We start from the raw sequence: 20884 nt of genomic DNA, 5'->3' as shown, positions 1-20884 counted from the left end.
TCCGTCAATGGCGGTCGTGCGCGTGCAGGCTTTGGCCTGACCGTGGATTCATGGTTACACACGGGCTTCTCACCATGCGTACGACTGCCACCCTAATCTGTGAGAAGGATCGAGGTGGTTGTTCCTGAAATTCAATTTCGAGGAGTAACCATGAAAAAACTAGTACCTGACCCACCCTACCCAATCCCCTTCGTCACCATCATCAGCGACCTCGACCCCGAGGAAGCCATGGCCCACGCCAACAAGCTGATGCACACCCTCAGCGACACCGTCCACGCCTACACCGTCTGCCAGCGCGACGAGCGCCTCGACGTGATGATGGACAGCGTCGAGATCCTCGGCCAACTGGTCATCTCGCTGGTCCGCCACGCCCGGGCCAAGGGGGCGCCGGTATGAGCGACGACTTCAAGCCCGGCCCGACCCAGGGCAAGACCACCTGCCTCGAGATCTTCTGCATCCAGCCCGGTATCCCGTTCGATCACGCCTTCAGCGACCTGTCGGTGCTGCTCGGCTGTGTGGCGCACTTCACCACCGAGGCTGAGATGGAAGGGGACCTAATGGCCGCCAGTGCCGCTCGGATCCTCAGCGGGCTGGCCAAGGGGCTGATCGATGACATGGAATTGGGGCTGAATCGAGCGCGGTGAATGGGGGGCTGCTGCGCAGCCCGTTCGCGGCACAAGGCCGCTCCTACAAGAAAACGCGATCCCCTGTAGGAGCGGCCTTGTGCCGCGAACGGGCCGCAAAGCGGCCCCAGGGATGCCAGACCGGGCCACTGTCGTTAGACTGTCATCTCCCCACCACCGGACAGGAGTCCCGGCGTGCCCGACCCCCGCAGTTTCCCCAGCGACCTGTGCCTTGAAAGCCCACGCCTGCAGCTGCGCCCCATGCGCCATGGCGACGCGCAGCAGTGGCTGACCATCATGGCCGACCCGGAAGTGATGCGTTACTGGTACCACGCCCCCTGGCAGACCCTGGCCGAGGCCGAAAGCGCCCTGGCCGCCGACCGCGAGGCCTTTGCCGCCGGCCAGTTGCTCAAGCTGGGCATGTACCGCCGCGACAACGGCGAGCTGATCGGCATGGTCCAGCTGTTCAACCTCGAGGAGGGCTCGCGCCGTGGCGAGATCGGCTACTGCCTGGCCAAATCCGCCCAGGGCCGGGGCTATATGGACGAGGCGCTGACCTGCTTCATCGACTACCTCGCCCACACCCTGCACCTGCGTCGCCTGGAGGCGGAGATCGACCCGCGCAACCAGGGCTCGGCGCGTACCCTGGAACGCCAGGGGTTCGTCCTGGAAGGCACCTTGCGCGCCCGTTGGTGCGTGGCCGGAGAGCTCTCCGACTCGGGCCTGTATGGGCTGCTGCTCGAACCGCCTGTCGCCTGAGGCACAGGTACGCTATGGTCGGGTTTTGCCGATGATCGACGGAGTCTGTGTTTGCCAGCCTTCTATCTGACCTTCAGCTTGTTGCTGTACCTGTTGAGCCTGGCCTTCGATGGCGCCCTGATGGGGGCGGGCCGGCATATGCCGGCGCTGCAGATGCTGCTCTACGGCCCCTGGGGCATCGCCTTCGGTTTGTACCAGTGGTTCGCCAACCCGCTGCTGGCGCTGGCTATCCTCGGCCATCGACGGTTCCGCCGCATGGCGCTGGTATGCGGCATGGTGGCGCTGTACCTGGCGGCCAGCAGTTTCGCCATCACCCGCTTGCCGGACAACCAGAGCTACGCCTTCCAGGATGTGACCGGCTTTGGCGCGGGCTTCTACCTGTGGCTGCTGGCGATCCTGATGTTCTGCCTGGGGCAGCTGTGGTGGTGCTGGAAGGCGCGCTCGGCGGCAGATGTGCCGGGCTGGGGCTGGCTCGATGTGGCCCTGATCGCTGCCCTGAGCGTGGCGCTGTATGCCGCTACGCAGATGCCGTCGCTGCGTTTCGAGCCACACAAGGTGATCGTGCCGCCGGAGCAGCCGCGCACCTTGTGATGGCAATTGCCCCTACAGGGCAGCGCAATGACTGCGTGGGAGCGGGCTTGCCCCGCGATAGGGCTGCTATGTCAGGCGCTCAACGCGCCGTGCCCCACTGCACCACGATCATCCCGATCACGATCATCCCCACCCCCGCGAGCCGCAACAGGTTCACCGGCCGCTCCGGCAACCCCATCAAGCCAAACTGGTCGATCAGCAGCGACGACAGCACCTGCCCGGCCACCACGCAGACGATAAACCCCGCCGCCCCCAGGCGTGGCGTCAGCACCAGCGCGGCGGTGATGTACAGCACCCCGGCGACCCCACCGAACCAGGCCCACCAGGGCGCGTGGGCCAGTTGCTGCACCTGCGGCAGCGGCGCGCGCATCAGCAGCAGGGCCGGCACCAGCATCAGCAGGCTGACCAGCAACGACACCCCGACGGCCCACAGCGGATGGCCGAGCAGGCGCCCGAGCGCGGCGTTGCTGCCGGCCTGGAACGGCACGGCGGCCCCGGCGAGCAGGGCGATGAGCAAGGGGAGGGCGGCGAAGAGGCTGGCGGGCATGGTGTCTACTCCTGATCAGAACACTGGCCTTAGTCTCGATCATGCATTTCAATGATGGAAATTCGAACTTCGCACAGGTTGTATTCGTACCATGGATGATCTGCGCCGCATCGACCTCAACCTGTTGCTGACCCTGCATGCCCTGCTCAGCGAGCAACATGTCTCCCGCGCGGCCTTGCGCCTGCATCGCAGCCAGCCGGCGGTCAGCCATGCCCTGGCACAGTTGCGCGAGCTCTTCGCCGACCCTCTGCTGGTGCGACGCGGTGGCCGCCTGCAATTGACGGCCCGCGCCGAGGCCCTGCAGGCGCCGTTGCAGGAGGCGTTGCAGCAACTCGACGGATTGCTCGGCACGCCGGGTTTCGAGCCGGCGCGGGCACGGCGCACCTTTCGCCTGGCCATGTCCGACTACGGCGCCCGTGTGGTGCTGCCAGCGCTGATGCGCCTGCTGCGGCGCGAAGCACCGGGCATTGACCTGGTGGTGTCCCAGGGTAGCCGCGAGGCGATGCTCGGCCAGTTGATCGACGGCGAGGCGGACCTGGCGCTGGGCGTGTTCCCGGAGCTGCCGACGGAAATGGCCCAGCAGGTGCTGTTCGAGGAATCCTTCGTCTGCCTGGCCGACCGCGCCAGCCTGCCGTCCCGTGGCGGCCTGGCGCTCGAAGCGTGGCTGGCGCGGCCCCATGTGCTGGTGGCGGTACGCCCCGGCATCGACAACGAGATCGACCAGGCCCTGGCCAGCTTGGGTGTACGCCGGCGCATTGCCCTGACTTTGCCGCATTGGGGCGTGGCCCAAAGCCTCATTGCCGGGACCGACCTGGTGCTCACCGTAGCCCGCCGCAGCCTTGCCGGTGCCCGGCTGGACCCGGTGCTGCGCCAGTTCGCGCCGCCCCTGGCGATCTCGCCGTTCGCCTTCGCCCAGGCCTGGCATTCACGGCGCGACGGCGATGCCGGGCACCGCTGGCTGCGGGCGCGAATCCAGGCGCTGTGCGTGAACGAAAGCGGGGCAGGCTGCTAGGCTGTGCCACGACCCTAAGCGAGAAGGAATGCCCATGTTCAAGCGTTACCTGCCCGGCGTTGCCGCCCTGCTGATCGCGACCGCTGCCCAAGCCGAAGACTATTCGCCCACCTACACCCAGTGCATGGACAAGGCCTCCAGCACCCTGGCCATGGGCGCCTGCATCCAGGCCGAGACCCAGCTGCAGGATGACCGGCTGAACCGCGTCTACAAGCAACTGATGGCCAAGCTCGACAGCCAGCAGCAGAAGGACCTGCGCGAAGTCCAGCGTACCTGGATGAAGTACCGCGACGGCAACTGCGCCTTCCATGGCAAGTTGAGCAACGGCAGCATCTACCGCATCGAAGGCGCGATGTGCGAGATGGACATGAGCAAGGACCGCGCGGCGGAGCTGCAGCGGGTGCTCAGCCCGGGGCAGTAACTGTGGGTTTGCTTGCCCTGTTGCGCAGGGAACTATGATTACCCAGCCAGCGCGTACCCTGTGGGAGCGGCTTTAGCCGCGAAGCAAGCAACGCGGTGCATGGCACCGGCTTCGCCGGTGTTCGCGGCTAAAGCCGCTCCCACAGGTCCCTGCTAAATCAGTAAGTCATTTGTAGTTCCATTGGAGCGGTCTTGCCCGAGCTTCAGGCGCTGCGGTGCGCGCGCAGTGCCCGTGCCTTCAGGTACTCGCGCACCTCCACGCCATCTCCGGCGAACTCGATCCGCTGTGCCTTGGCCGCCCGCTGGTAGGCGTACATCGGGTCGTAGTATTCCTTGAGCAGCCCCTCGATCCACCCTCGGTGCAGGCTCACGTCGCCACTGCGCAACTGCTCCTCCAGCGCCTGGTCGAGCAACGCAGACAGTCGCTGGAAGCGCTCGCCGCCCAGGCGCTTGTAGATATTGGCCATGCTCTGGCGCATGCGCTCGGCGAACAGCGGGCCGCCGGCCTCTTCGCCGTGCACGGCGATGTACTCGGCGCACAGGTTGATCACATAGTCGCGCAGGATGCGTTCCACGCGATGCGCGAAGCTGTCCTCCAGCCACACCAGTGGATAGCGCTGCATGCCCTGGTACAGCTCCAGCGGCACCGCGCAGCTGCCGACCACGCGGCCTTCGTCCTCGAGCACGAACTGGCCGATGCCACGCTCGCGTTTCTTGAGAATGTCGATGGCCAGCGCATTCTCGAAATCGATCTGCGCCGGCTGCGCCGTGGCGCGCTTGCCGAAGCTGGAGCCGCGGTGGTTGGCGTGGCCTTCGAGGTCGAGCACGTTGTCCAGCTGGTGCAGCACATCGGTCTTGCCGGTGCCGGTCAGTCCGCCCACCAGAACGAACTCGCACTGCTGCACCGCCTGCAGCGTGGTATCCATCAGCAGGGTGCGCATGGCCTTGTAGCCGCCCACCACCTTCGGATACTGGATGCCGGCGTCCTTGAGCCAGCCCTGGACGATCTGCGAGCGCAGGCCGCCACGGAAGCAGTAGAGATAGCCCTCGGGATGGGCCTGGGTGAACGCGGCCCAGGCTTCCAGGCGCTGTTGCTTGAGCGCGCCGTTGACCAACTGGTGGCCCAGGGCGATGGCGGCGGCCTGGCCCTGCTGCTTGTAGCAGGTGCCGACCTTCTGCCGCTCCTGGTCGTTCATCAGCGGCAGGTTGACCGCGCCTGGGAAGGCGCCCTTGGTGAATTCGATCGGCGCGCGCATGTCCATCATCGGCACGTCGTCGAGGAACAGCTGTTTCAGCTCGGTGCAGTCGGAGCGCATCAGATCACCTCGACCGCGTGGCTCTGTCGCTCGACCAGCTCGCCGATCGGCGCCAGCTCGAGCCCGAGCTCCCGGGCCACGGCGAGGAATTCGGCCTCGCCCTGCGGGGTAACCGCCACCAGCAGGCCGCCGCTGGTCTGCGGATCGCACAGCAGGTGCTTGTGCTCGTCGCTCAGCGCGCCGATCTTGTGGCCGTAGCTGTCGAAGTTGCGCAGGGTGCCGCCGGGGATGCAGCCCTCGGCCAGGTAGTGTTCGACGCTGGGCAGGCGTGGCACGGCAGCGAACTGCAGGCGGGCGGTGAGGCCGCTGCCCTCGGCGACTTCGACCAGGTGGCCGAGCAGGCCGAAACCGGTGACGTCGGTCATCGCCTGCACGCCGTCGAGCTTGCCGAAGCGGCTGCCCGGGGTATTGAGGGTGCACATCCAGTCACGGGCCAGGCCCTGGTCCTGCTCGCGCAGCTTGGCCTTCTTCTCGGCGGTGGTGAGGATGCCGATGCCCAGCGGCTTGGTCAGGTACAGGCGGCAGCCGACGCTGGCGGTGTCGTTGCGCTTGAGGTGGCGCTTGCTCACCACACCGGTCACGGCCAGGCCGAAGATCGGCTCGGGGGCGTCGATGGAGTGGCCGCCGGCCAGCGGGATGCCCGCTTCGGCGCAGACGGCGCGGCCGCCGCGGATCACCTCGCGGGCGACCTCCGGCGGCAGCACGTTGACCGGCCAGCCGAGGATGGCGATGGCCATCAGCGGGTCGCCGCCCATGGCGTAGATGTCGCTGATGGCGTTGGTGGCGGCGATGCGACCGAAGTCGTACGGGTCGTCGACGATGGGCATGAAGAAGTCGGTGGTCGAGACCACGCCGCGCTCGTCATCCAGGGCATAGACCGCGGCGTCGTCGCGCGAGGCGTTGCCGACCCAGAGTTTCGGGTCGAGGGCCTGGGTGCCGCTTTCGGCGAGGATCACATCCAGGACCTTGGGAGAAATCTTGCAGCCACAGCCAGCGCCGTGGCTGTACTGTGTCAGACGAATCGGCTCGCTCATGTGCACCTCGACTTTTCGTGATGCGCGATTGTAGCAAAGCTGGCCTTTGTGCCTGCGCCTCTTATACTTCCCCCGTTTATCAGCATCGCGGGGCAAGCTCGCTGCCACGCAGACCTGCGATGCGCCATCGACTCATGCCTCGCTATCGAACCGGAGAATCCCCATGCTCAAACGCCCCCTGGCACTGTTTGCCGGCCTCGCGCTGTCCTGCTGCGCGGTGGTCGCCCAGGCCGCCGATGTGCTGCGCGTCAGCGCCATCCCCGACGAGGCGCCGACCGAACTGCTGCGCAAGTTCAAGCCGCTGGGCGAGTACCTCGAGCAGCAACTGGGCATGAAGGTGCAGTTCGTGCCGGTGGCCGACTACCCGGCGGTGGTCGAGTCGCTGGCCAGCGATCGCCTGGACCTGGCCTGGCTGGGGGGCTTCACCTTCGTCCAGGTGCACCTGAAGGACCCCAAGGCCACGCCGCTGGTGCAGCGTGAGCAGGATGCCAAGTTCACCAGCAAGTTCATCACCGCCAACCCGGACGTGAAGAGCCTCAAGGACCTGAAGGGCAAGACCTTCGCCTTCGGTTCGATTTCGTCCACCTCGGGCAGCCTGATGCCGCGTTACTTCATGCTCAAGAACGACAACATCAAGCCCGAGGAGTACTTCAGCCGCGTCGCCTATTCCGGCGCCCACGATGCCACCGCCGCCTGGGTCCAGGCCGGCAAGGCCGATGCCGGCGTGCTCAACGCCAGCGTCTGGGACAAGCTGGTCGCAGCAGGCAAGGTCGACACCAGCAAGGTCAAGGTGTTCGCCACCACGCCGGAGTACTTCGACTACAACTGGACCGTGCGCGGCAACATGGACCCGGCACTGAAAGAAAAGATCAAGCAGGCCTTCCTCGCCCTGGACCCGGCCAAGCCTGCGGACAAGGCGATCCTCGACCTGCAGGCCGCCAGCCGCTTCATCGAGACCAAGCCCGAGAACTACGCGGGCACCGAGCAAGCCGCGCGTGAGGCCGGTCTGCTCAAGTGAGTATCCGTGTTCAGGGCGCCAGTGTGCGTCATGGTCAGGTCCAGGCATTGAGCGCGGTGGACCTGCAGATTGGCCAGGGCGAGCGGGTGGCGATCATCGGCCCGTCCGGGGCCGGCAAGTCCAGCCTGCTGCACCTGATGGGCACCGCCGTGCCGCCCAGTGGCGGGCGCCTGGAGCTGTTGGGCGAGCAGCCCTGGGCATTGTCTGCCCGGGCCCGCCAGCGCTTGCGCGCACGGGTTGGCCTGGTGCACCAGGCGCCGCCCCTGCCGCCGCGCCAGCGGGTGGTCACCGCTGTGCTGGCGGGGCGCCTGGGGCAGTGGGGCACATTGCGCGGGCTGCTCAACCTGATCCACCCCGGCGATGTGCCCGGTGCCCGCGCGGCGCTGGCCGAGCTGGGCATGGCCGACAAGCTGTTCGCCCAGTGCGGGCAGCTGTCCGGTGGCCAGTTGCAGCGGGTCGGCATCGCCCGCGCCTTGTACCAGCGACCTGAAGTGCTGCTGACCGACGAACCGGTCTCGGCCATGGACCCGGTGCTGGCCGACCACAGCCTGGCGCTGCTCAACCGCCATGCCCAGGCCCATGGCGTGACCCTGGTCGCCAGCCTGCACGCGGTGGAGCTCGCCCTGGCGCATTTTCCGCGCATCATCGGTATTCGTGCCGGGCAGGTGGCGTTCGATTGTCCGGCAGCAGCGGTCAGCGAAGCGATGCTCGATGCCTTGTACGCCAACGAGCAACTGGCCTCGCCTGTCGCTGCGACGGCGAGCCTGCAGGTGCAGATCCCGCGATGCTGAGCACTGACCAACGCGATCCCGCTGCCATCCCTCGCTTGCTGCTGACCCTGCTGTGCCTGGCGTTGCTGTGGCCGGGCCTGCGCTTGAGCGAGCTCGACCCCGGCGTGCTGTTGCAGGCCGAGAACCGTCAGCAGATGGCCAGTTTCGTCAGCGCGTTCTGGCCCCCGGCCCATGACGCCGGGTTTCTCGACCTGCTGTTCACCGCCACCGTGCAGACCCTGGCCGTGGCCACGGCGGGCATGACCCTGGCGCTGCTGCTGGCGGTACCGGCCAGCCTGCTGGCCAGCCGGGCGCTGTCGTTGCGGGCGGCTTCCAATGGTGGACGTTTGGAACCGTGGTCACGCGCTGCGCGCCTGCCGGTGCGCAGCGTGCTGATCTTCCTGCGCAGCGTGCCCGAGATCGTCTGGGCCCTGCTGTTCGTCCGCGCCGTGGGCCTGGGCCCGACCGCCGGGGTGCTGGCCATTGCCATCACCTACAGCGGCATGCTCGGCAAGGTCTACGCGGAGATCTTCGAGTCGGTGGACCAGCGCCCGGCCCATGCCTTGCTCCAGGCCGGCAGCAGCCGGTTGTCGGCGTTTCTCTACGGCACCCTGCCCGAGGCCGCGAGCGAAGTGGTGTCCTACACGGTGTACCGCTGGGAATGCGCGGTGCGCGCCTCGGTGGTGATGGGCTTCGTCGGCGCCGGCGGCCTGGGCCAGCAGATCGACTTGTCGATGCGCATGTTCGCCGGTGCCGAGGTGGCGAGCATGCTGCTGACCTTCCTGTTGCTGGTGGTGCTGGCCGACCTGCTCAGCCGCTTCCTGCGTGGGAGGCTCGCATGAGGCGGGTGATCAATGGGCTGGTGATCGTCGCGATCCTGGCGGCGGTGCTGGCGTCGTTCGCCTACCTGGAGCTGGACCTGGCAGCGGTTGTCGGCAGCGGCGGGCCGGCGCAGATGGGCGAATACGCGGCGCGTTTCCTGCACCCGGACCTGTCCGTGGCGCACCTGCTGGCGGTGGGGCAGGGCGCCCTGGAAACGCTGGCGATGTCCGGGATGGGTACGCTCCTGGCGATGTTGCTCGGCCTGTTGCTGGCGCTGCCGGCCGCCGGGCGCTTCGGTTGGCCGCTGCAGGGCGCTGCGCGCCTGCTGCTCAATGCGCTGCGGGCGATTCCGGAGCTGGTCTGGGCGGCGCTGACCGTGCTGGCGGCGGGCCTTGGGCCGAATGCCGGCACCCTGGCGCTGGCGCTGCACACTGCCGGGGTACTGGGGCGGCTGTTCGCCGAGGCGCTGGAGAATGCACCGCCGGAGCCTGCGGCGGCGATCCGCCTGCAGGGCGGCAGCCAGGTGGCGGCGTTCTGTTTCGGCACGCTGCCCAACCTGTGGCCACAACTGCTGGCGTACAGCCTGTATCGCTGGGAGAACAATATCCGCATGGCCAGCGTGCTGGGCTTCGTGGGGGCGGGTGGGCTGGGACAGATGCTCTATGCGACCCTGAGCCTGTTCCAGGAGGCCCAGGCCAGCACGGTGATCATTGCCATGCTGCTGCTGGTGTTGCTGGTGGACGCCCTGAGCGATGTGCTGCGCCAGCGTTTCGTGCGCGCCTGAACGGGCTTGATGCGCTACCTGATCTCTGACTGTAGTCCCGCTCAGGCCTCGCGCCAAGCCCTGTTCGTCAATCCGAAAAATAAACTTCACTAGAGCGTAAAAAGACTTTTTTCAGTCATGGTTTTTGCGGTATCAAGGAACCAGACAGCCGAACCCTGCAGCACAGGTGGCGTCATCCACGCCCTCCTTGCCAGGTGAGCTTCCCGCCCGTAACGACGCGGATACGGGAAGAACGGCAGTCACTCTGCGGCGCAGCCGTTCGCGCCGTGTGGCTTTCACATAAGGTGAACGAGTATGGATGACCAAGGACGCAACCCTTCCTCCAACCAGCCAATCCTGTATGTGCTCGATACCAACGTCCTGATTCACGACCCCAACGCCCTGCTCAACTTCGAGGAGCACCACGTCGCCATACCGATGACGGTGCTGGAGGAACTCGACAAGCTCAAGACCGGTAAACACACCATCGCCGCCGAATGTCGCCAGGCCATCCGCCTGATCGACCAGACCTTGGGCGACGCCTCGCCCAGCGATGTCGAGCAGGGCGTGCCGATCCAGCGTGGCAAGAGTGGGCCCAAGGGTTTCCTGTCCATCCTCATGAGCACGCGCAACGAGCCGAACCGCCTGCTCCCCGAGAACCTCGCCGACAACATCATCATCAACCAGTTGCTGGACCTGCGCGCCAAGCGCAAGGACCTCGACGTGGTGCTGGTGACCAAGGACATCAACATGCGCCTGAAGGCGCGTGCCTGCGGGATCGCCGCCGAGGACTACAGCACCGACCAGCTGGTCGACGACGTGTCCTTGCTGTCCAAGGGCTACCACTCGGTCACAGGGTCGTTCTGGGACCGCGTGAGCAAGGTCGACACCCGCCAGGAGCGCGGCCGTACCTGGCACCGGGTGCAGTTGATCGACAACCTGCCGGCGGTGCACATCAACGAGTTCATCATCGACGAACAAGGATTCGTCGGCTGGATCAAGGGCATTCGCAACGACGAGCTGCTACTGCTCGACCTGCACCAGGAGCCGCTGCTGCACCAGGAAGCCTGGGGCCTCAAGCCACGGGACATCCACCAGAGCCTGGCGCTGTTCGCCCTGCTCGACCCGGATATCCACCTGGTCAACCTGACCGGCGCCGCCGGCTCCGGCAAGACCATCCTGGCGCTGGCCGCGGCCATCGAGCAGACCATGGTCAGCAAGCGCTACCGGCGCATCATCGCCACCCGCAGCGTGCAGGGGCTGGACCAGGAGATCGGCTTCCTGCCGGGCACCGAGGCGGAGAAGATGGAGCCCTGGCTGGGCGCCATCACCGACAACCTCGAAGCACTGCACATGGACGACGAGAGCACCCACGGCAGCGTCGAGTACATCCTCGAGCGGGTGCCGTTGCAGTTCAAGTCGCTGAACTACATCCGTGGCCGCAGCTTCCAGCAGAGCCTGATCCTCATCGACGAGTGCCAGAACCTCACGCCGCACCAGATCAAGACCATCATCACCCGCGCGGGGAACGGGTCCAAGGTGGTCTGCCTGGGCAACCTGGCGCAGATCGACACGCCGTACCTGTCGGCCACCAGCTCTGGGCTGACCTACCTGACCGAACGCTTCAAGGACTTCCCCCACGGCGTTCACATCACCCTGCAGGGCGTGCCGCGCTCGGTGCTGGCCGAGTACGCCGAGTCGCACCTGTAATCCAAGCCCGCTCCCACGATTCGTCGTGGGAGCGGGCTTGCCCCGCGATGCGCTGATCTGCCCTCTGCTCAAAGCTGACCTGCAGGTTTACACTCTGTACTCCCTACCCAGGAGCAGAGCAGTGCTGACTCATCTTGATTCCCAGGGGCGCGCCAACATGGTCGACGTCACTGAAAAGGCCGTGACCGCGCGCGAGGCGATTGCCGAGGCGCGGGTGCGCATGTTGCCGGACACCCTGCGCATGATCGTCGATGGCCAACACCCCAAGGGCGACGTGTTCGCCGTGGCGCGCATCGCCGGCATCCAGGCGGCGAAGAAGACCAGCGACCTGATCCCGCTGTGCCATCCGCTGATGCTCACCGGCGTCAAGGTCGAGCTGGCCGCCGAAGGCGAGGATGTGGTGCATATCGTCGCCCGCTGCAAGCTGGCCGGGCAGACCGGCGTCGAGATGGAAGCCCTGACCGCCGCCAGCGTCGCCGCGCTGACGATCTACGACATGTGCAAGGCGGTGGACAAGGGCATGGTCATCGAGCAGGTGCGCCTGCTGGAGAAGACCGGCGGCAAGAGTGGCCACTACAAGGTGGAGGGGTGATGAAGGTCAAGGTCATGTATTTCGCCCGCTACCGTGAGTTGCTGGGCGTCGATACCGAGCGTCTGGAAGGCGACTTCAAGGTGCTGGCCGACGTGCGCCAGGCCCTGGTGGGCAAGGGCGGGCACTACGCGGTGCTGGCCGAGCAGAACCTGATGTGCGCCCGCAACGAAGAGCTGTGCCGGCTCGATGAGCCAGTGGAAGAGGGTGACGAGATCGCGTTCTTCCCACCCGTGACTGGAGGTTGATCGTGGCCGTACGTGTTCAGCAGGCGGCCTTCGACCCGGGCGTCGAGGTCAACGCCATGCACGCCGCCAATGTCGGCGTGGGCGCGGTGGTCGGTTTCGTCGGCTACGTGCGCGACTTCAACGATGGCCTGGACGTGGCCGGGATGTTCCTCGAGCACTACCCGGGGATGACCGAGAAGGCCCTGGCCAAGATCGTGGTCGAGGCCGAGCAGCGCTGGCCGTTGCTCAAGGTCGAGGTGCTGCACCGCATCGGCGCCCTGGAGCCGGGCGAGCCGATCGTCTTCGTCGGCGTGGCCAGCGCGCACCGCCAGGCGGCGTTCGATGCCTGCAACTTCATCATGGATTACCTGAAGACCCGGGCGCCGTTCTGGAAGAAGGAAAGCACTCAGGATGGGCCGCGCTGGGTGGAAGGGAAGCAGAGCGATCAGGATGCGGCGGGGCGCTGGGAGTCCTAGGGAAAGGCCGCTTTCTGTAGGAGCGGCCTTGTGCCGCGAAAGGGTCGCAAAGCGGCCCCAGGGTTTCAGCATTGATGCAGATATTGCTGGGGCCGCTGCGCGGCCCTTTCGCGGCACAAGGCCGCTCCTACAGGGAGGTAAGCGGCCTTGAAGATCAATGATGCTTGCGCGGCACCGGCTTCAGCAGCTCGTCCGGCGGCATTTCGCACTTGATCTTGCGCCCCAGCAGCTCCTCGATCGCCGGCAGCTGGTACGAATCGTCCTCGCCGGCAAAGCTGATCGACACACCACTGCTGCCCGCGCGACCGGTACGGCCGATGCGGTGCACGTAGTCGTCCGGATCTTCCGGCAGGGTGAAGTTGATCACGTGGCTGATGCCGTCGATATGGATGCCGCGCCCGGCCACGTCGGTGGCCACCAGCACGCTGATGCGCCCCTCGCGGAAATTCTCCAGGGTGCGGATGCGCTTGTGCTGCGGCACGTCGCCCGACAGCTGGGCGGCGTTGATGCCGTCGCGCACCAGTTTCTCCTCGATGCGCCGCACCTCGTCCTTGCGGTTGGCGAACACCATCACCCGTTCCCACTTGTTCTGCGTGACCAGGTTGTACAGCAGCTTGTACTTGTCGCTGCCGGCCACGGCGTAGACGTGCTGCTCGACGGTTTCGCTGGCCACGTTCTCCGGCTCGATCTCGACGATGGCCGGGTCGGTGGTCCACTGCTTGGCCAGGTTCATCACGTCATCGGTGAAGGTGGCCGAGAACAGCAGGGTCTGGCGCTCGCTCTTGGGCGGGGTCTGGCGGATGATCTGGCGGACCTGGGGGATGAAGCCCATGTCGAGCATGCGGTCGGCCTCGTCCAGCACCAGCACCTCGACCATGTCCAGGTGCACCTCGCCGCGCTGGTTGAAGTCCAGCAGGCGGCCGGGGGTGGCCACCAGGATGTCGCAGTGGCGGGCTTCCAGCGATTTCAGCTGCTTGTCGAAGTCCATGCCGCCGACGAAGCTCATCACGTTCAGGCCGCTGTACTTGGTCAGGGCCTGGGCATCCTTGGCGATCTGCACCACCAGCTCGCGGGTCGGGGCGATGATCAGTGCCCGCGGCTCGCCCATGTAGCGTTCCTTGGGCGGCGGCACCTGCTGCAGCTGCGAGATGATCGAGATCAGGAACGCGGCGGTCTTGCCGGTGCCGGTCTGGGCCCGGCCGATGGCGTCCTGGCCACGCAGGGTGTGGCCCAGGACCTGGGCCTGGATCGGCGTGCAGTAGGGGAAGCCGAGGTCGTGGATGGCGTGCATCAGCTCGTTGGAGAGCTTGAAGTCGTGGAAGCGGGTCTTGCCTTCCTGCGGCTCGACCACGAAGTCCTCGGGCTTCCACAGGCTGGCCTGGGGCTTGGGCTTGGGCTTGCGTTCGCGGCGCGGCTTGTCCCGGGCGGGCTGCTCGGCGCGCGGCTGCTCGGCGGGTTGGGGTTCGGCCTGTGATTTCGCAGCGGGCCTGGGCTTGGCGTGCTGGTGCGCTGGCGCCTTCTCGACAGCCGGTTGCGCGGCCGGTGCGGGCGGGGTCACGGCGACGGGCTCGGCGGCCTGCGGCGCGGCGTCTCCCTTGGCGAATATTTTCTTGAGTGCCTTGAGCACGGTCGTCTCGTCAACTGGTTAAGGAATGTACGCCGGGCAGTGTAATGCAAGAATCGGGCGCGGCGTAGTGCAATGCAGCCTGGGCTACACGATCACTTCAGCTGGCGGCTCAGCCAGTCGTGGATGTCGGACAGCTCGGCCACCGCCACTTCGTGTTCCATGGGGTACTCGTGCCACTGGGCAGCCACACCCCAGGTATCGAGGTATTCGAACGCCGTGCGGCCCATCGACGGGATCACCACCGAGTCATGCACGCCGTGCAGGCACAGCGCCGGAGTGCGCTGCTGGCAGGCGCTCAGCTGCTGGGCGTCGGTGAAGGTCGGTGCGTAGGTGGACAGGGCGATCACCCCGCCCAAGGCTTCCTGCCACTTTATATAGGCGGTGTGCAGTACCACGGCGCCGCCCTGGGAGAAACCGGCGAGGAAGATGCGCGACAGGTTGATGCCCTTGGCCTGTTCCGCCTTGATCAGGGCAATGACCTGATCGGCCGATTCCTCCAGCTGCGTTTCGTCGATGGCCCGCGCCGGGGTCATGGCCTTGATGTCGTACCAACTGGGCATTTCGTAGCCACCGTTGATGGTCACCGGGCGGGTGGGGGCCTGGGGCATGATGAAACGCGTACTGAGCAGGCGTTCCTGGAGAAATTCCGCCACAGGTAGGAAGTCGTAACGGTCGGCCCCCAGGCCGTGCAACCAGATCACACAGGCGTCGGCGGTTTTCTGCGGTTCGAGGATCAGCGGGTTGGTCATGACTGCTCCGAAAGAGTGCTTGCGTACTTATGTAGTGCGTAAAAAGAAGGCATTGGAGGTTAATGCCAGAAAAAGATGTCGCAACTCTACAACTTTTACTACTTGACTACCGCTTAATCGCTTAAGCCTTCGACTGTGGTACGCCCTTTGCTACGTCCTTGCCATGCGAAGAGGTGGACCGGTCGCGGTAACACCCCTCGTGTGGATCGAAGGCTGTCATAGAACAGCCCATTGCGCCAATTGACCCAAAAACAAGCCAACAAGGGGTCGGATGCGCCTCATAAGGGTGCGGTGCAATTCCGGCTCATACAACAAGAGCGATTTGGAGGTTGTTGATGAAGATGTTGAAAACCACCCTGGCAGTCCTGACCGCCGCCGCCGCGCTGGGCGCCACCAGCTTCGCCCAGGCCGGCGCCACCCTCGACGCGGTGAAGAAGAAGGGCTTCGTCCAGTGTGGCGTGAGCGATGGTCTTCCAGGCTTCTCCGTGCCGGACGCGCAAGGCAAGATCGTCGGCATCGACGCCGATGTGTGCCGCGCCGTGGCCGCCGCGGTCTTCGGCGACGCGACCAAGGTCAAGTTCAGCCAGCTCAACGCCAAGGAGCGCTTCACCGCGCTGCAGTCCGGCGAAGTCGACGTGCTGTCGCGCAACACCACCTGGACCAGCTCGCGCGATGCCGGGATGGGCCTGGTGTTCGCCGGCGTCACCTACTACGACGGCGTCGGCTTCCTCGCCAACAAGAAACTCGGCGTCTCCAGCGCCAAGGAACTCGACGGCGCGACCATCTGCATCCAGGCTGGTACCACCACCGAGCTGAACGTTTCCGACTACTTCCGCGCCAATGGCCTGAAGTACACCCCGATCACCTTCGACACTTCCGACGAAAGCGCCAAGTCGCTGGAGTCCGGCCGTTGCGACGTGCTGACCTCGGACAAGTCGCAGCTGTTCGCCCAGCGTTCCAAGCTGGCCGCGCCGACCGAGTACGTCGTGCTGCCGGAGACCATCTCCAAGGAACCACTGGGCCCGGTAGTGCGCAAGGGCGACGAGGAGTGGTTCAGCATCGTCAAGTGGACCCTGTTCGCCATGCTCAATGCCGAAGAGGCCGGCGTCACCTCGAAGAACGTCGAGGCCGAGGCCAAGTCCACCAAGAACCCTGACGTCGCCCGCCTGCTGGGCGCCGATGGCGAGTATGGCAAGGACCTCAAGCTGCCCAAGGACTGGGTAGTGCAGATCGTCAAGCAAGTCGGCAACTATGGCGAAGTGTTCGAGAAGAACCTGGGCCAGAGCACCGACCTGAAGATCGACCGTGGCATGAACGCCCTGTGGAACAACGGCGGCATCCAGTACGCGCCACCGGTGCGCTGATGGTTGCACCCCGCGGCGGCATCCTGCCGCCGCGGGTCGTTCGAATCCCTTCTTTTCGGGGCACTTCATGCAAAATCAAATCGGCGCACGGAAAGGGTTTTCCCTTAGTGATCCACGTGTGCGCGCGTGGCTGTTCCAGATCCTCACGGTGGTCTTCGTGGTGGGCCTGGGCTGGTACCTGTTCCACAATACGCAGACCAACTTGCAGCACCGGGGCATCACCTCGGGCTTCGATTTCCTCGAGCGCAGCGCCGGCTTCGGCATCGCCCAGCACCTGATCCCCTACGTGGAATCGGACAGCTACGCCCGGGTGTTCGTCATCGGCCTGCTCAACACCCTGCTGGTGACCTTCATCGGCATCATCCTGGCGACGCTGCTGGGCTTCATCATCGGCGTGGCGCGGCTGTCGCCGAACTGGATGATCAACAAGCTGGCAACGGTGTACGTGGAGACCTTCCGCAACATTCCGCCGCTGCTGCAGATCCTGTTCTGGTACTTCGCCGTGTTCCTGACCCTGCCGGGGCCACGGGGCAGCATCAACATCGACGATACCTTCTTCATCAGCAACCGCGGCCTGAACATGCCCGGCGCCTCGATGGCCGAGGGCTTCTGGCCGTTCGTCATCGCGCTGGCGCTGGCGATCGTCTCCATCGCGGTGATGGTGCGTTTCGCCAACAAGCGTTTCGACGAAACCGGCGAGCCGTTCCACAAGTTCTGGGTCGGCCTGCTGCTGTTCATCGGCATCCCCGGCGTCTGCGCGCTGCTGTTCGGCAGCCCGGTGCACTGGGAAGTGCCGCAGCTCAAGGGCTTCAACTTCGTCGGTGGCTGGGTGCTGATCCCCGAGCTGCTGGCGCTGACCCTGGCGCTGACCATCTACACCGCGGCGTTCATCGCCGAGATCGTGCGCTCCGGCATCCGTTCGGTCAGCCATGGCCAGACCGAGGCGGCCCGTTCGCTGGGCCTGCGCGAAGGCCCGACGCTGCGCAAGGTGATCATTCCCCAGGCGTTGCGGGTGATCATTCCGCCGCTGACCAGCCAGTACCTGAACCTGGCGAAGAACTCGTCGCTGGCCGCCGGTATCGGCTACCCGGAGATGGTCTCGCTGTTCGCCGGTACCGTGCTCAACCAGACCGGCCAGGCCATCGAGGTGATCGCCATCACCATGAGCGTCTATCTCGCCATCAGCATCAGCATTTCGCTGCTGATGAACTGGTACAACAAGCGCATTGCGCTGATCGAACGGTGAGGGTACATCCGTGACAGCCCATGTTTTCAAACCCGACATGCCGCCACCGGTGAAGACCGTTGGCGTGCTCGCCTGGATGCGGGCCAACCTGTTCTCCAGCTGGCTCAACACCCTGCTGACATTGTTCGCCCTGTACCTGGTCTGGCTGATCGTACCGCCGCTGGTGCAGTGGGCGTTCATCGACGCCAACTGGGTCGGCACCACCCGCGCCGACTGCACCAAGGAGGGCGCCTGCTGGGTGTTCATCCAGCAGCGCTTCGGCCAGTTCATGTACGGCTACTACCCGGCGGAACTGCGCTGGCGTGTCGACCTGACCGTGTGGCTCGCCGTGCTCGGCGCAGCGCCCTTGTTCATCAAGCGCTTCCCGCGCAAGGCCGTGTACGGCCTGGGCTTCCTGGTGCTGTACCCGATCCTCGCCTACATCCTGCTGCATGGCGGCGCGCTGGGCCTGGACACGGTGCCCACCAGCCAGTGGGGCGGCCTGATGCTGACCCTGGTGATCGCCACGGTCGGTATCGTCGGCGCCTTGCCGCTGGGCATCCTGCTGGCGCTGGGACGTCGCTCGAACATGCCGGCGGTGAAGGTGGTCTGCGTGACCTTTATCGAGTTCTGGCGCGGCGTGCCGCTGATCACCGTGCTGTTCATGTCGTCGGTGATGCTGCCGCTGTTCCTGCCCGAGGGCATGAGCTTCGACAAGCTGCTGCGGGCGATGATCGGCGTGATCCTGTTCCAGTCGGCGTACATCGCCGAGGTGGTGCGTGGCGGCCTGCAGGCCATCCCCAAGGGCCAGTACGAAGCCGCCGCGGCCATGGGCCTGGGCTACTGGCGGGCGATGGGCCTGGTGATCCTGCCCCAGGCGCTCAAGCTGGTGATCCCCGGCATCGTCAACACCTTCATCGCCCTGTTCAAGGACACCAGCCTGGTGATCATCATCGGCCTGTTCGACCTGCTCAACAGCGTCAAGCAGGCAGCGGCCGACCCGGCCTGGCTGGGCATGGCCACCGAGGGCTACGTGTTCGCCGCCCTGGTGTTCTGGATTTTCTGTTTCGGTATGTCCCGCTACTCCATGCACCTGGAGCGCAAGCTGGACACTGGCCACAAGCGTTAGGAGTTTCGAAATGAGTGAAGCGATCAAGCAGCCTGCCGGCCCCGAAGGCATCATCCAGATGCAGGGCGTGAACAAGTGGTACGGCCAGTTCCATGTGCTCAAGGACATCAACCTGAACGTGCGCCAGGGCGAGCGCATCGTCCTGTGCGGGCCGTCCGGCTCGGGCAAGTCGACCACCATCCGCTGCCTCAACCGGCTGGAGGAACACCAGCAGGGTCGCATCGTCGTCGACGGCGTGGAGCTGACCAACGACCTCAAGCAGATCGAGGCGATCCGCCGCGAGGTGGGCATGGTGTTCCAGCACTTCAACCTGTTCCCGCACCTGACCATCCTGGAGAACTGCACCCTGGCGCCGATGTGGGTGCGCAAGCTGCCGCGGCGCAAGGCCGAGGAAATCGCCATGCACTTCCTCGAGCGCGTGCGCATTCCGGAGCAGGCGCACAAGTACCCGGGGCAGTTGTCCGGTGGTCAGCAGCAGCGGGTGGCGATTGCCCGGGCGCTGTGCATGAAGCCGAAGATCATGCTGTTCGACGAGCCGACTTCGGCGCTGGACCCGGAGATGGTCAAGGAGGTGCTCGACACCATGGTCAGCCTGGCCGAGGACGGCATGACCATGCTCTGCGTGACCCACGAGATGGGCTTTGCCCGCACCGTGGCGAACCGGGTGATCTTCATGGACAAGGGGGAGATCGTCGAGCAGGCCGCGCCGGATGATTTCTTCGACCGGCCGCGCAGTGATCGGACCAAGCTGTTCCTGAGCCAGATCCTGCATTGATGCAGTCGGGGCCGCTTTGCGGCCCTTTCGCGGCACAAGGCCGCTCCTACAGGAACAACGCGATCCTTGTAGGAGCGGCCTTGTGCCGCGAAAGGGCTGCAAAGCAGCCCCAATCAAGCAATATCACTTCTCTTCTTTGGTGGCCACCGGCGCCGGCGGCGGTCGCAGCCCCACCTCGGCCACCAGCTTCAGCTGCTGCCCATTGCGCACCACCTCGATGGTGATCTTCTCGTTGGGCTTGATCCGCGCCACCTGATTCATCGATTTGCGCCCGTCACCGGCTGGCTCGCCGTTGATGCTCAGGATCACGTCACCCAGCTGCAGCCCCGCGCGCGCCGCCGGGCCATCGCGGAAGATGCCCGCCACGACGATCCCCGGGCGGCCTTGCATGCCGAACGATTCGGCCAGTTCCTGGCTCAGCGGCTGTACCTCGATGCCCAGCCAGCCACGGATCACCTGGCCGTGCTCGACGATCGACTTCATCACCTCCAGCGCCAGCTTGACCGGGATGGCGAAGCCGATGCCCTGGGAGCCGCCGGACTTGGAGAAGATAGCCGTGTTGATGCCCACCAGGTTGCCGTTGGCATCCACCAGCGCGCCGCCGGAGTTGCCCGGGTTGATTGCCGCGTCAGTCTGGATGAAGTCTTCGTAGTTGTTCAGGCCCAGCTGGTTGCGGCCGGTGGCGCTGATGATGCCCATGGTCACGGTCTGGCCGACGCCGAACGGGTTGCCGATGGCCAGGGTGACGTCGCCGATATGAATGCTGTCGGAGCGACCGATGGTGATCGCCGGCAGGTTCTTCAGGTCGATCTTGAGCACCGCCAGGTCGGTTTCCGGGTCGCTGCCGATCACCCGGGCGAGGGTCTCGCGGCCGTCCTTGAGGGCCACGACGATCTGATCGGCGCCGCTGGTGACGTGGTTGTTGGTCAGCAGATAGCCTTCCGGGCTCATGATCACCGCCGAGCCCAGGCTCGACTCCCAGCGCCGCTGCTTGGGCAGGTTGTCGCCGAAGAAGCGGCGGAACTGCGGGTCTTCGAACAGCGGGTGGGCGCTCTTGTTCACCACCTTGGTAGTGTACAGGTTGACCACCGCGGGCGCGGCCAGGGTCACTGCATCGGCGTAGGACACCGGGCCCTGCATGATCTTCGTGGTTTGCGGGGCCTGCTGCAGGTTGACGTCCTGGCTGGGCAGGCCGACCCATTGCGGGAAGCGCTGGATGATCAGGATGGCGATCAGCACGCCGGTGAGCAGGGGCCAGCCGAAGTAACGCAGAGCCTTGAACATGAATGAATCCTGGGAGTAGGGCGGGGGCCATGTCAGTTCGGCCCGGGGCGAGCG

General features: G+C 65.6%; 24 protein-coding genes. 18 read left to right on the top strand and 6 right to left on the bottom strand.

The window, feature by feature from the left end; genetic code table 11:
- Positions 1-150: 150 nt before the first annotated feature.
- The 4 genes from K2O50_RS22055 to K2O50_RS22040 all read left to right on the top strand — a co-directional run bounded on the left by K2O50_RS22055 (position 151) and on the right by K2O50_RS22040 (position 1973).
- Complete coding sequence (locus K2O50_RS22055; protein WP_050703801.1) at positions 151-396, top strand: hypothetical protein; 246 nt, start codon at positions 151-153, stop codon at positions 394-396.
- On the top strand, positions 393-644 hold the full coding sequence (locus tag K2O50_RS22050; protein ID WP_050703802.1) for a DUF3077 domain-containing protein: 252 nt from the start codon (positions 393-395) through the stop codon (positions 642-644). Before K2O50_RS22055 ends, K2O50_RS22050 begins: the two co-directional genes overlap by 4 nt.
- Positions 645-818: 174 nt before the next feature.
- On the top strand, positions 819-1382 hold the full coding sequence (locus K2O50_RS22045; protein ID WP_050703803.1) for a GNAT family N-acetyltransferase: 564 nt from the start codon (positions 819-821) through the stop codon (positions 1380-1382).
- A 51-nt stretch (positions 1383-1433) separates the two neighbouring features.
- Complete coding sequence (locus K2O50_RS22040; RefSeq protein ID WP_050703804.1) at positions 1434-1973, top strand: hypothetical protein; 540 nt, start codon at positions 1434-1436, stop codon at positions 1971-1973.
- A gap of 79 nt (positions 1974-2052) precedes the next feature.
- Here K2O50_RS22040 and K2O50_RS22035 read toward each other — a convergent pair whose 3' ends face one another.
- Positions 2053-2520, bottom strand: a complete 468-nt coding sequence (locus tag K2O50_RS22035; RefSeq protein ID WP_050703805.1) for a DMT family transporter — start codon at positions 2518-2520, stop codon at positions 2053-2055.
- Between the two features lie 91 nt (positions 2521-2611).
- On the opposite strand from K2O50_RS22035, the gene K2O50_RS22030 reads away from it, so the two are divergent.
- Positions 2612-3532 carry a LysR family transcriptional regulator gene (locus K2O50_RS22030; protein WP_050703806.1) on the top strand — a complete coding sequence of 307 codons (921 nt, stop codon included), beginning with the start codon at positions 2612-2614 and terminating at the stop codon, positions 3530-3532.
- A gap of 34 nt (positions 3533-3566) precedes the next feature.
- Positions 3567-3953: a lysozyme inhibitor LprI family protein gene (locus K2O50_RS22025; RefSeq protein WP_050703807.1), complete on the top strand. Its 387-nt coding sequence runs from the start codon at positions 3567-3569 to the stop codon at positions 3951-3953.
- Between the two features lie 202 nt (positions 3954-4155).
- Here K2O50_RS22025 and mnmH read toward each other — a convergent pair whose 3' ends face one another.
- Positions 4156-5268, bottom strand: coding sequence for a tRNA 2-selenouridine(34) synthase MnmH (gene mnmH / locus K2O50_RS22020; protein ID WP_050703808.1), 1113 nt, complete (start codon positions 5266-5268; stop codon positions 4156-4158).
- A complete protein-coding gene (gene selD, locus K2O50_RS22015) occupies positions 5268-6302 on the bottom strand; it encodes a selenide, water dikinase SelD (protein WP_050703809.1) in 1035 nt (344 codons plus the stop codon). The genes mnmH and selD overlap by 1 nt, the downstream gene beginning before the upstream one ends.
- Before the next feature lie 163 nt (positions 6303-6465).
- Here selD and K2O50_RS22010 point away from each other — a divergent pair, with 163 nt between their 5' ends.
- The 8 genes from K2O50_RS22010 (at position 6466) to moaE (ending at position 12677) form a co-directional block, all read left to right on the top strand.
- On the top strand, positions 6466-7320 hold the full coding sequence (locus K2O50_RS22010) for a putative selenate ABC transporter substrate-binding protein (RefSeq protein ID WP_050703810.1): 855 nt from the start codon (positions 6466-6468) through the stop codon (positions 7318-7320).
- Positions 7317-8111 carry a phosphonate ABC transporter ATP-binding protein gene (locus K2O50_RS22005; RefSeq protein WP_220689940.1) on the top strand — a complete coding sequence of 265 codons (795 nt, stop codon included), beginning with the start codon at positions 7317-7319 and terminating at the stop codon, positions 8109-8111. The genes K2O50_RS22010 and K2O50_RS22005 overlap by 4 nt, the downstream gene beginning before the upstream one ends.
- On the top strand, positions 8105-8932 hold the full coding sequence (locus tag K2O50_RS22000) for an ABC transporter permease (protein WP_050703816.1): 828 nt from the start codon (positions 8105-8107) through the stop codon (positions 8930-8932). The genes K2O50_RS22005 and K2O50_RS22000 overlap by 7 nt, the downstream gene beginning before the upstream one ends.
- Positions 8929-9696 (top strand): phosphonate ABC transporter, permease protein PhnE, encoded by a 768-nt coding sequence (gene phnE / locus K2O50_RS21995; RefSeq protein ID WP_220689939.1) that lies wholly within the window; start codon positions 8929-8931, stop codon positions 9694-9696. Before K2O50_RS22000 ends, phnE begins: the two co-directional genes overlap by 4 nt.
- 294 nt (positions 9697-9990) lie before the next feature.
- Entirely contained in the window at positions 9991-11385 is a 1395-nt protein-coding gene (locus tag K2O50_RS21990) for a PhoH family protein (protein ID WP_011535580.1), read from the top strand.
- A gap of 121 nt (positions 11386-11506) precedes the next feature.
- Entirely contained in the window at positions 11507-11977 is a 471-nt protein-coding gene (moaC, locus tag K2O50_RS21985) for a cyclic pyranopterin monophosphate synthase MoaC (protein WP_046857035.1), read from the top strand.
- A complete protein-coding gene (moaD, locus tag K2O50_RS21980) occupies positions 11977-12222 on the top strand; it encodes a molybdopterin converting factor subunit 1 (RefSeq protein WP_050703818.1) in 246 nt (81 codons plus the stop codon). Before moaC ends, moaD begins: the two co-directional genes overlap by 1 nt.
- A gap of 2 nt (positions 12223-12224) precedes the next feature.
- Positions 12225-12677, top strand: coding sequence for a molybdopterin synthase catalytic subunit MoaE (gene moaE / locus K2O50_RS21975; RefSeq protein WP_050703819.1), 453 nt, complete (start codon positions 12225-12227; stop codon positions 12675-12677).
- Positions 12678-12831: 154 nt separating this feature from the next.
- Here moaE and rhlB read toward each other — a convergent pair whose 3' ends face one another.
- Complete coding sequence (rhlB, locus tag K2O50_RS21970; protein WP_050703820.1) at positions 12832-14304, bottom strand: ATP-dependent RNA helicase RhlB; 1473 nt, start codon at positions 14302-14304, stop codon at positions 12832-12834.
- Positions 14305-14396: 92 nt separating this feature from the next.
- Positions 14397-15053 (bottom strand): alpha/beta hydrolase, encoded by a 657-nt coding sequence (locus K2O50_RS21965; protein ID WP_220689938.1) that lies wholly within the window; start codon positions 15051-15053, stop codon positions 14397-14399.
- A 335-nt stretch (positions 15054-15388) separates the two neighbouring features.
- Here K2O50_RS21965 and K2O50_RS21960 point away from each other — a divergent pair, with 335 nt between their 5' ends.
- From K2O50_RS21960 to K2O50_RS21945, 4 genes are all read left to right on the top strand, one after another.
- Entirely contained in the window at positions 15389-16417 is a 1029-nt protein-coding gene (locus tag K2O50_RS21960) for an amino acid ABC transporter substrate-binding protein (RefSeq protein ID WP_023629381.1), read from the top strand.
- A gap of 67 nt (positions 16418-16484) precedes the next feature.
- Positions 16485-17663 (top strand): amino acid ABC transporter permease, encoded by a 1179-nt coding sequence (locus K2O50_RS21955; protein WP_050703822.1) that lies wholly within the window; start codon positions 16485-16487, stop codon positions 17661-17663.
- A gap of 10 nt (positions 17664-17673) precedes the next feature.
- Positions 17674-18771, top strand: coding sequence for an amino acid ABC transporter permease (locus K2O50_RS21950; RefSeq protein ID WP_050703823.1), 1098 nt, complete (start codon positions 17674-17676; stop codon positions 18769-18771).
- Between the two features lie 10 nt (positions 18772-18781).
- Positions 18782-19546 carry an amino acid ABC transporter ATP-binding protein gene (locus K2O50_RS21945; RefSeq protein ID WP_050703824.1) on the top strand — a complete coding sequence of 255 codons (765 nt, stop codon included), beginning with the start codon at positions 18782-18784 and terminating at the stop codon, positions 19544-19546.
- A gap of 123 nt (positions 19547-19669) precedes the next feature.
- Here K2O50_RS21945 and algW read toward each other — a convergent pair whose 3' ends face one another.
- Complete coding sequence (gene algW / locus K2O50_RS21940) at positions 19670-20830, bottom strand: Do family serine endopeptidase AlgW (RefSeq protein ID WP_050703825.1); 1161 nt, start codon at positions 20828-20830, stop codon at positions 19670-19672.
- Positions 20831-20884 lie beyond the last annotated feature (54 nt).

The organism is Pseudomonas sp. 2hn, from assembly GCF_019646095.1.
In the GTDB taxonomy this organism is placed as follows: Bacteria; Pseudomonadota; Gammaproteobacteria; order Pseudomonadales; family Pseudomonadaceae; genus Aquipseudomonas; species Aquipseudomonas peradeniyensis.
This window is presented reverse-complemented; position numbering and strand designations above follow the sequence as displayed.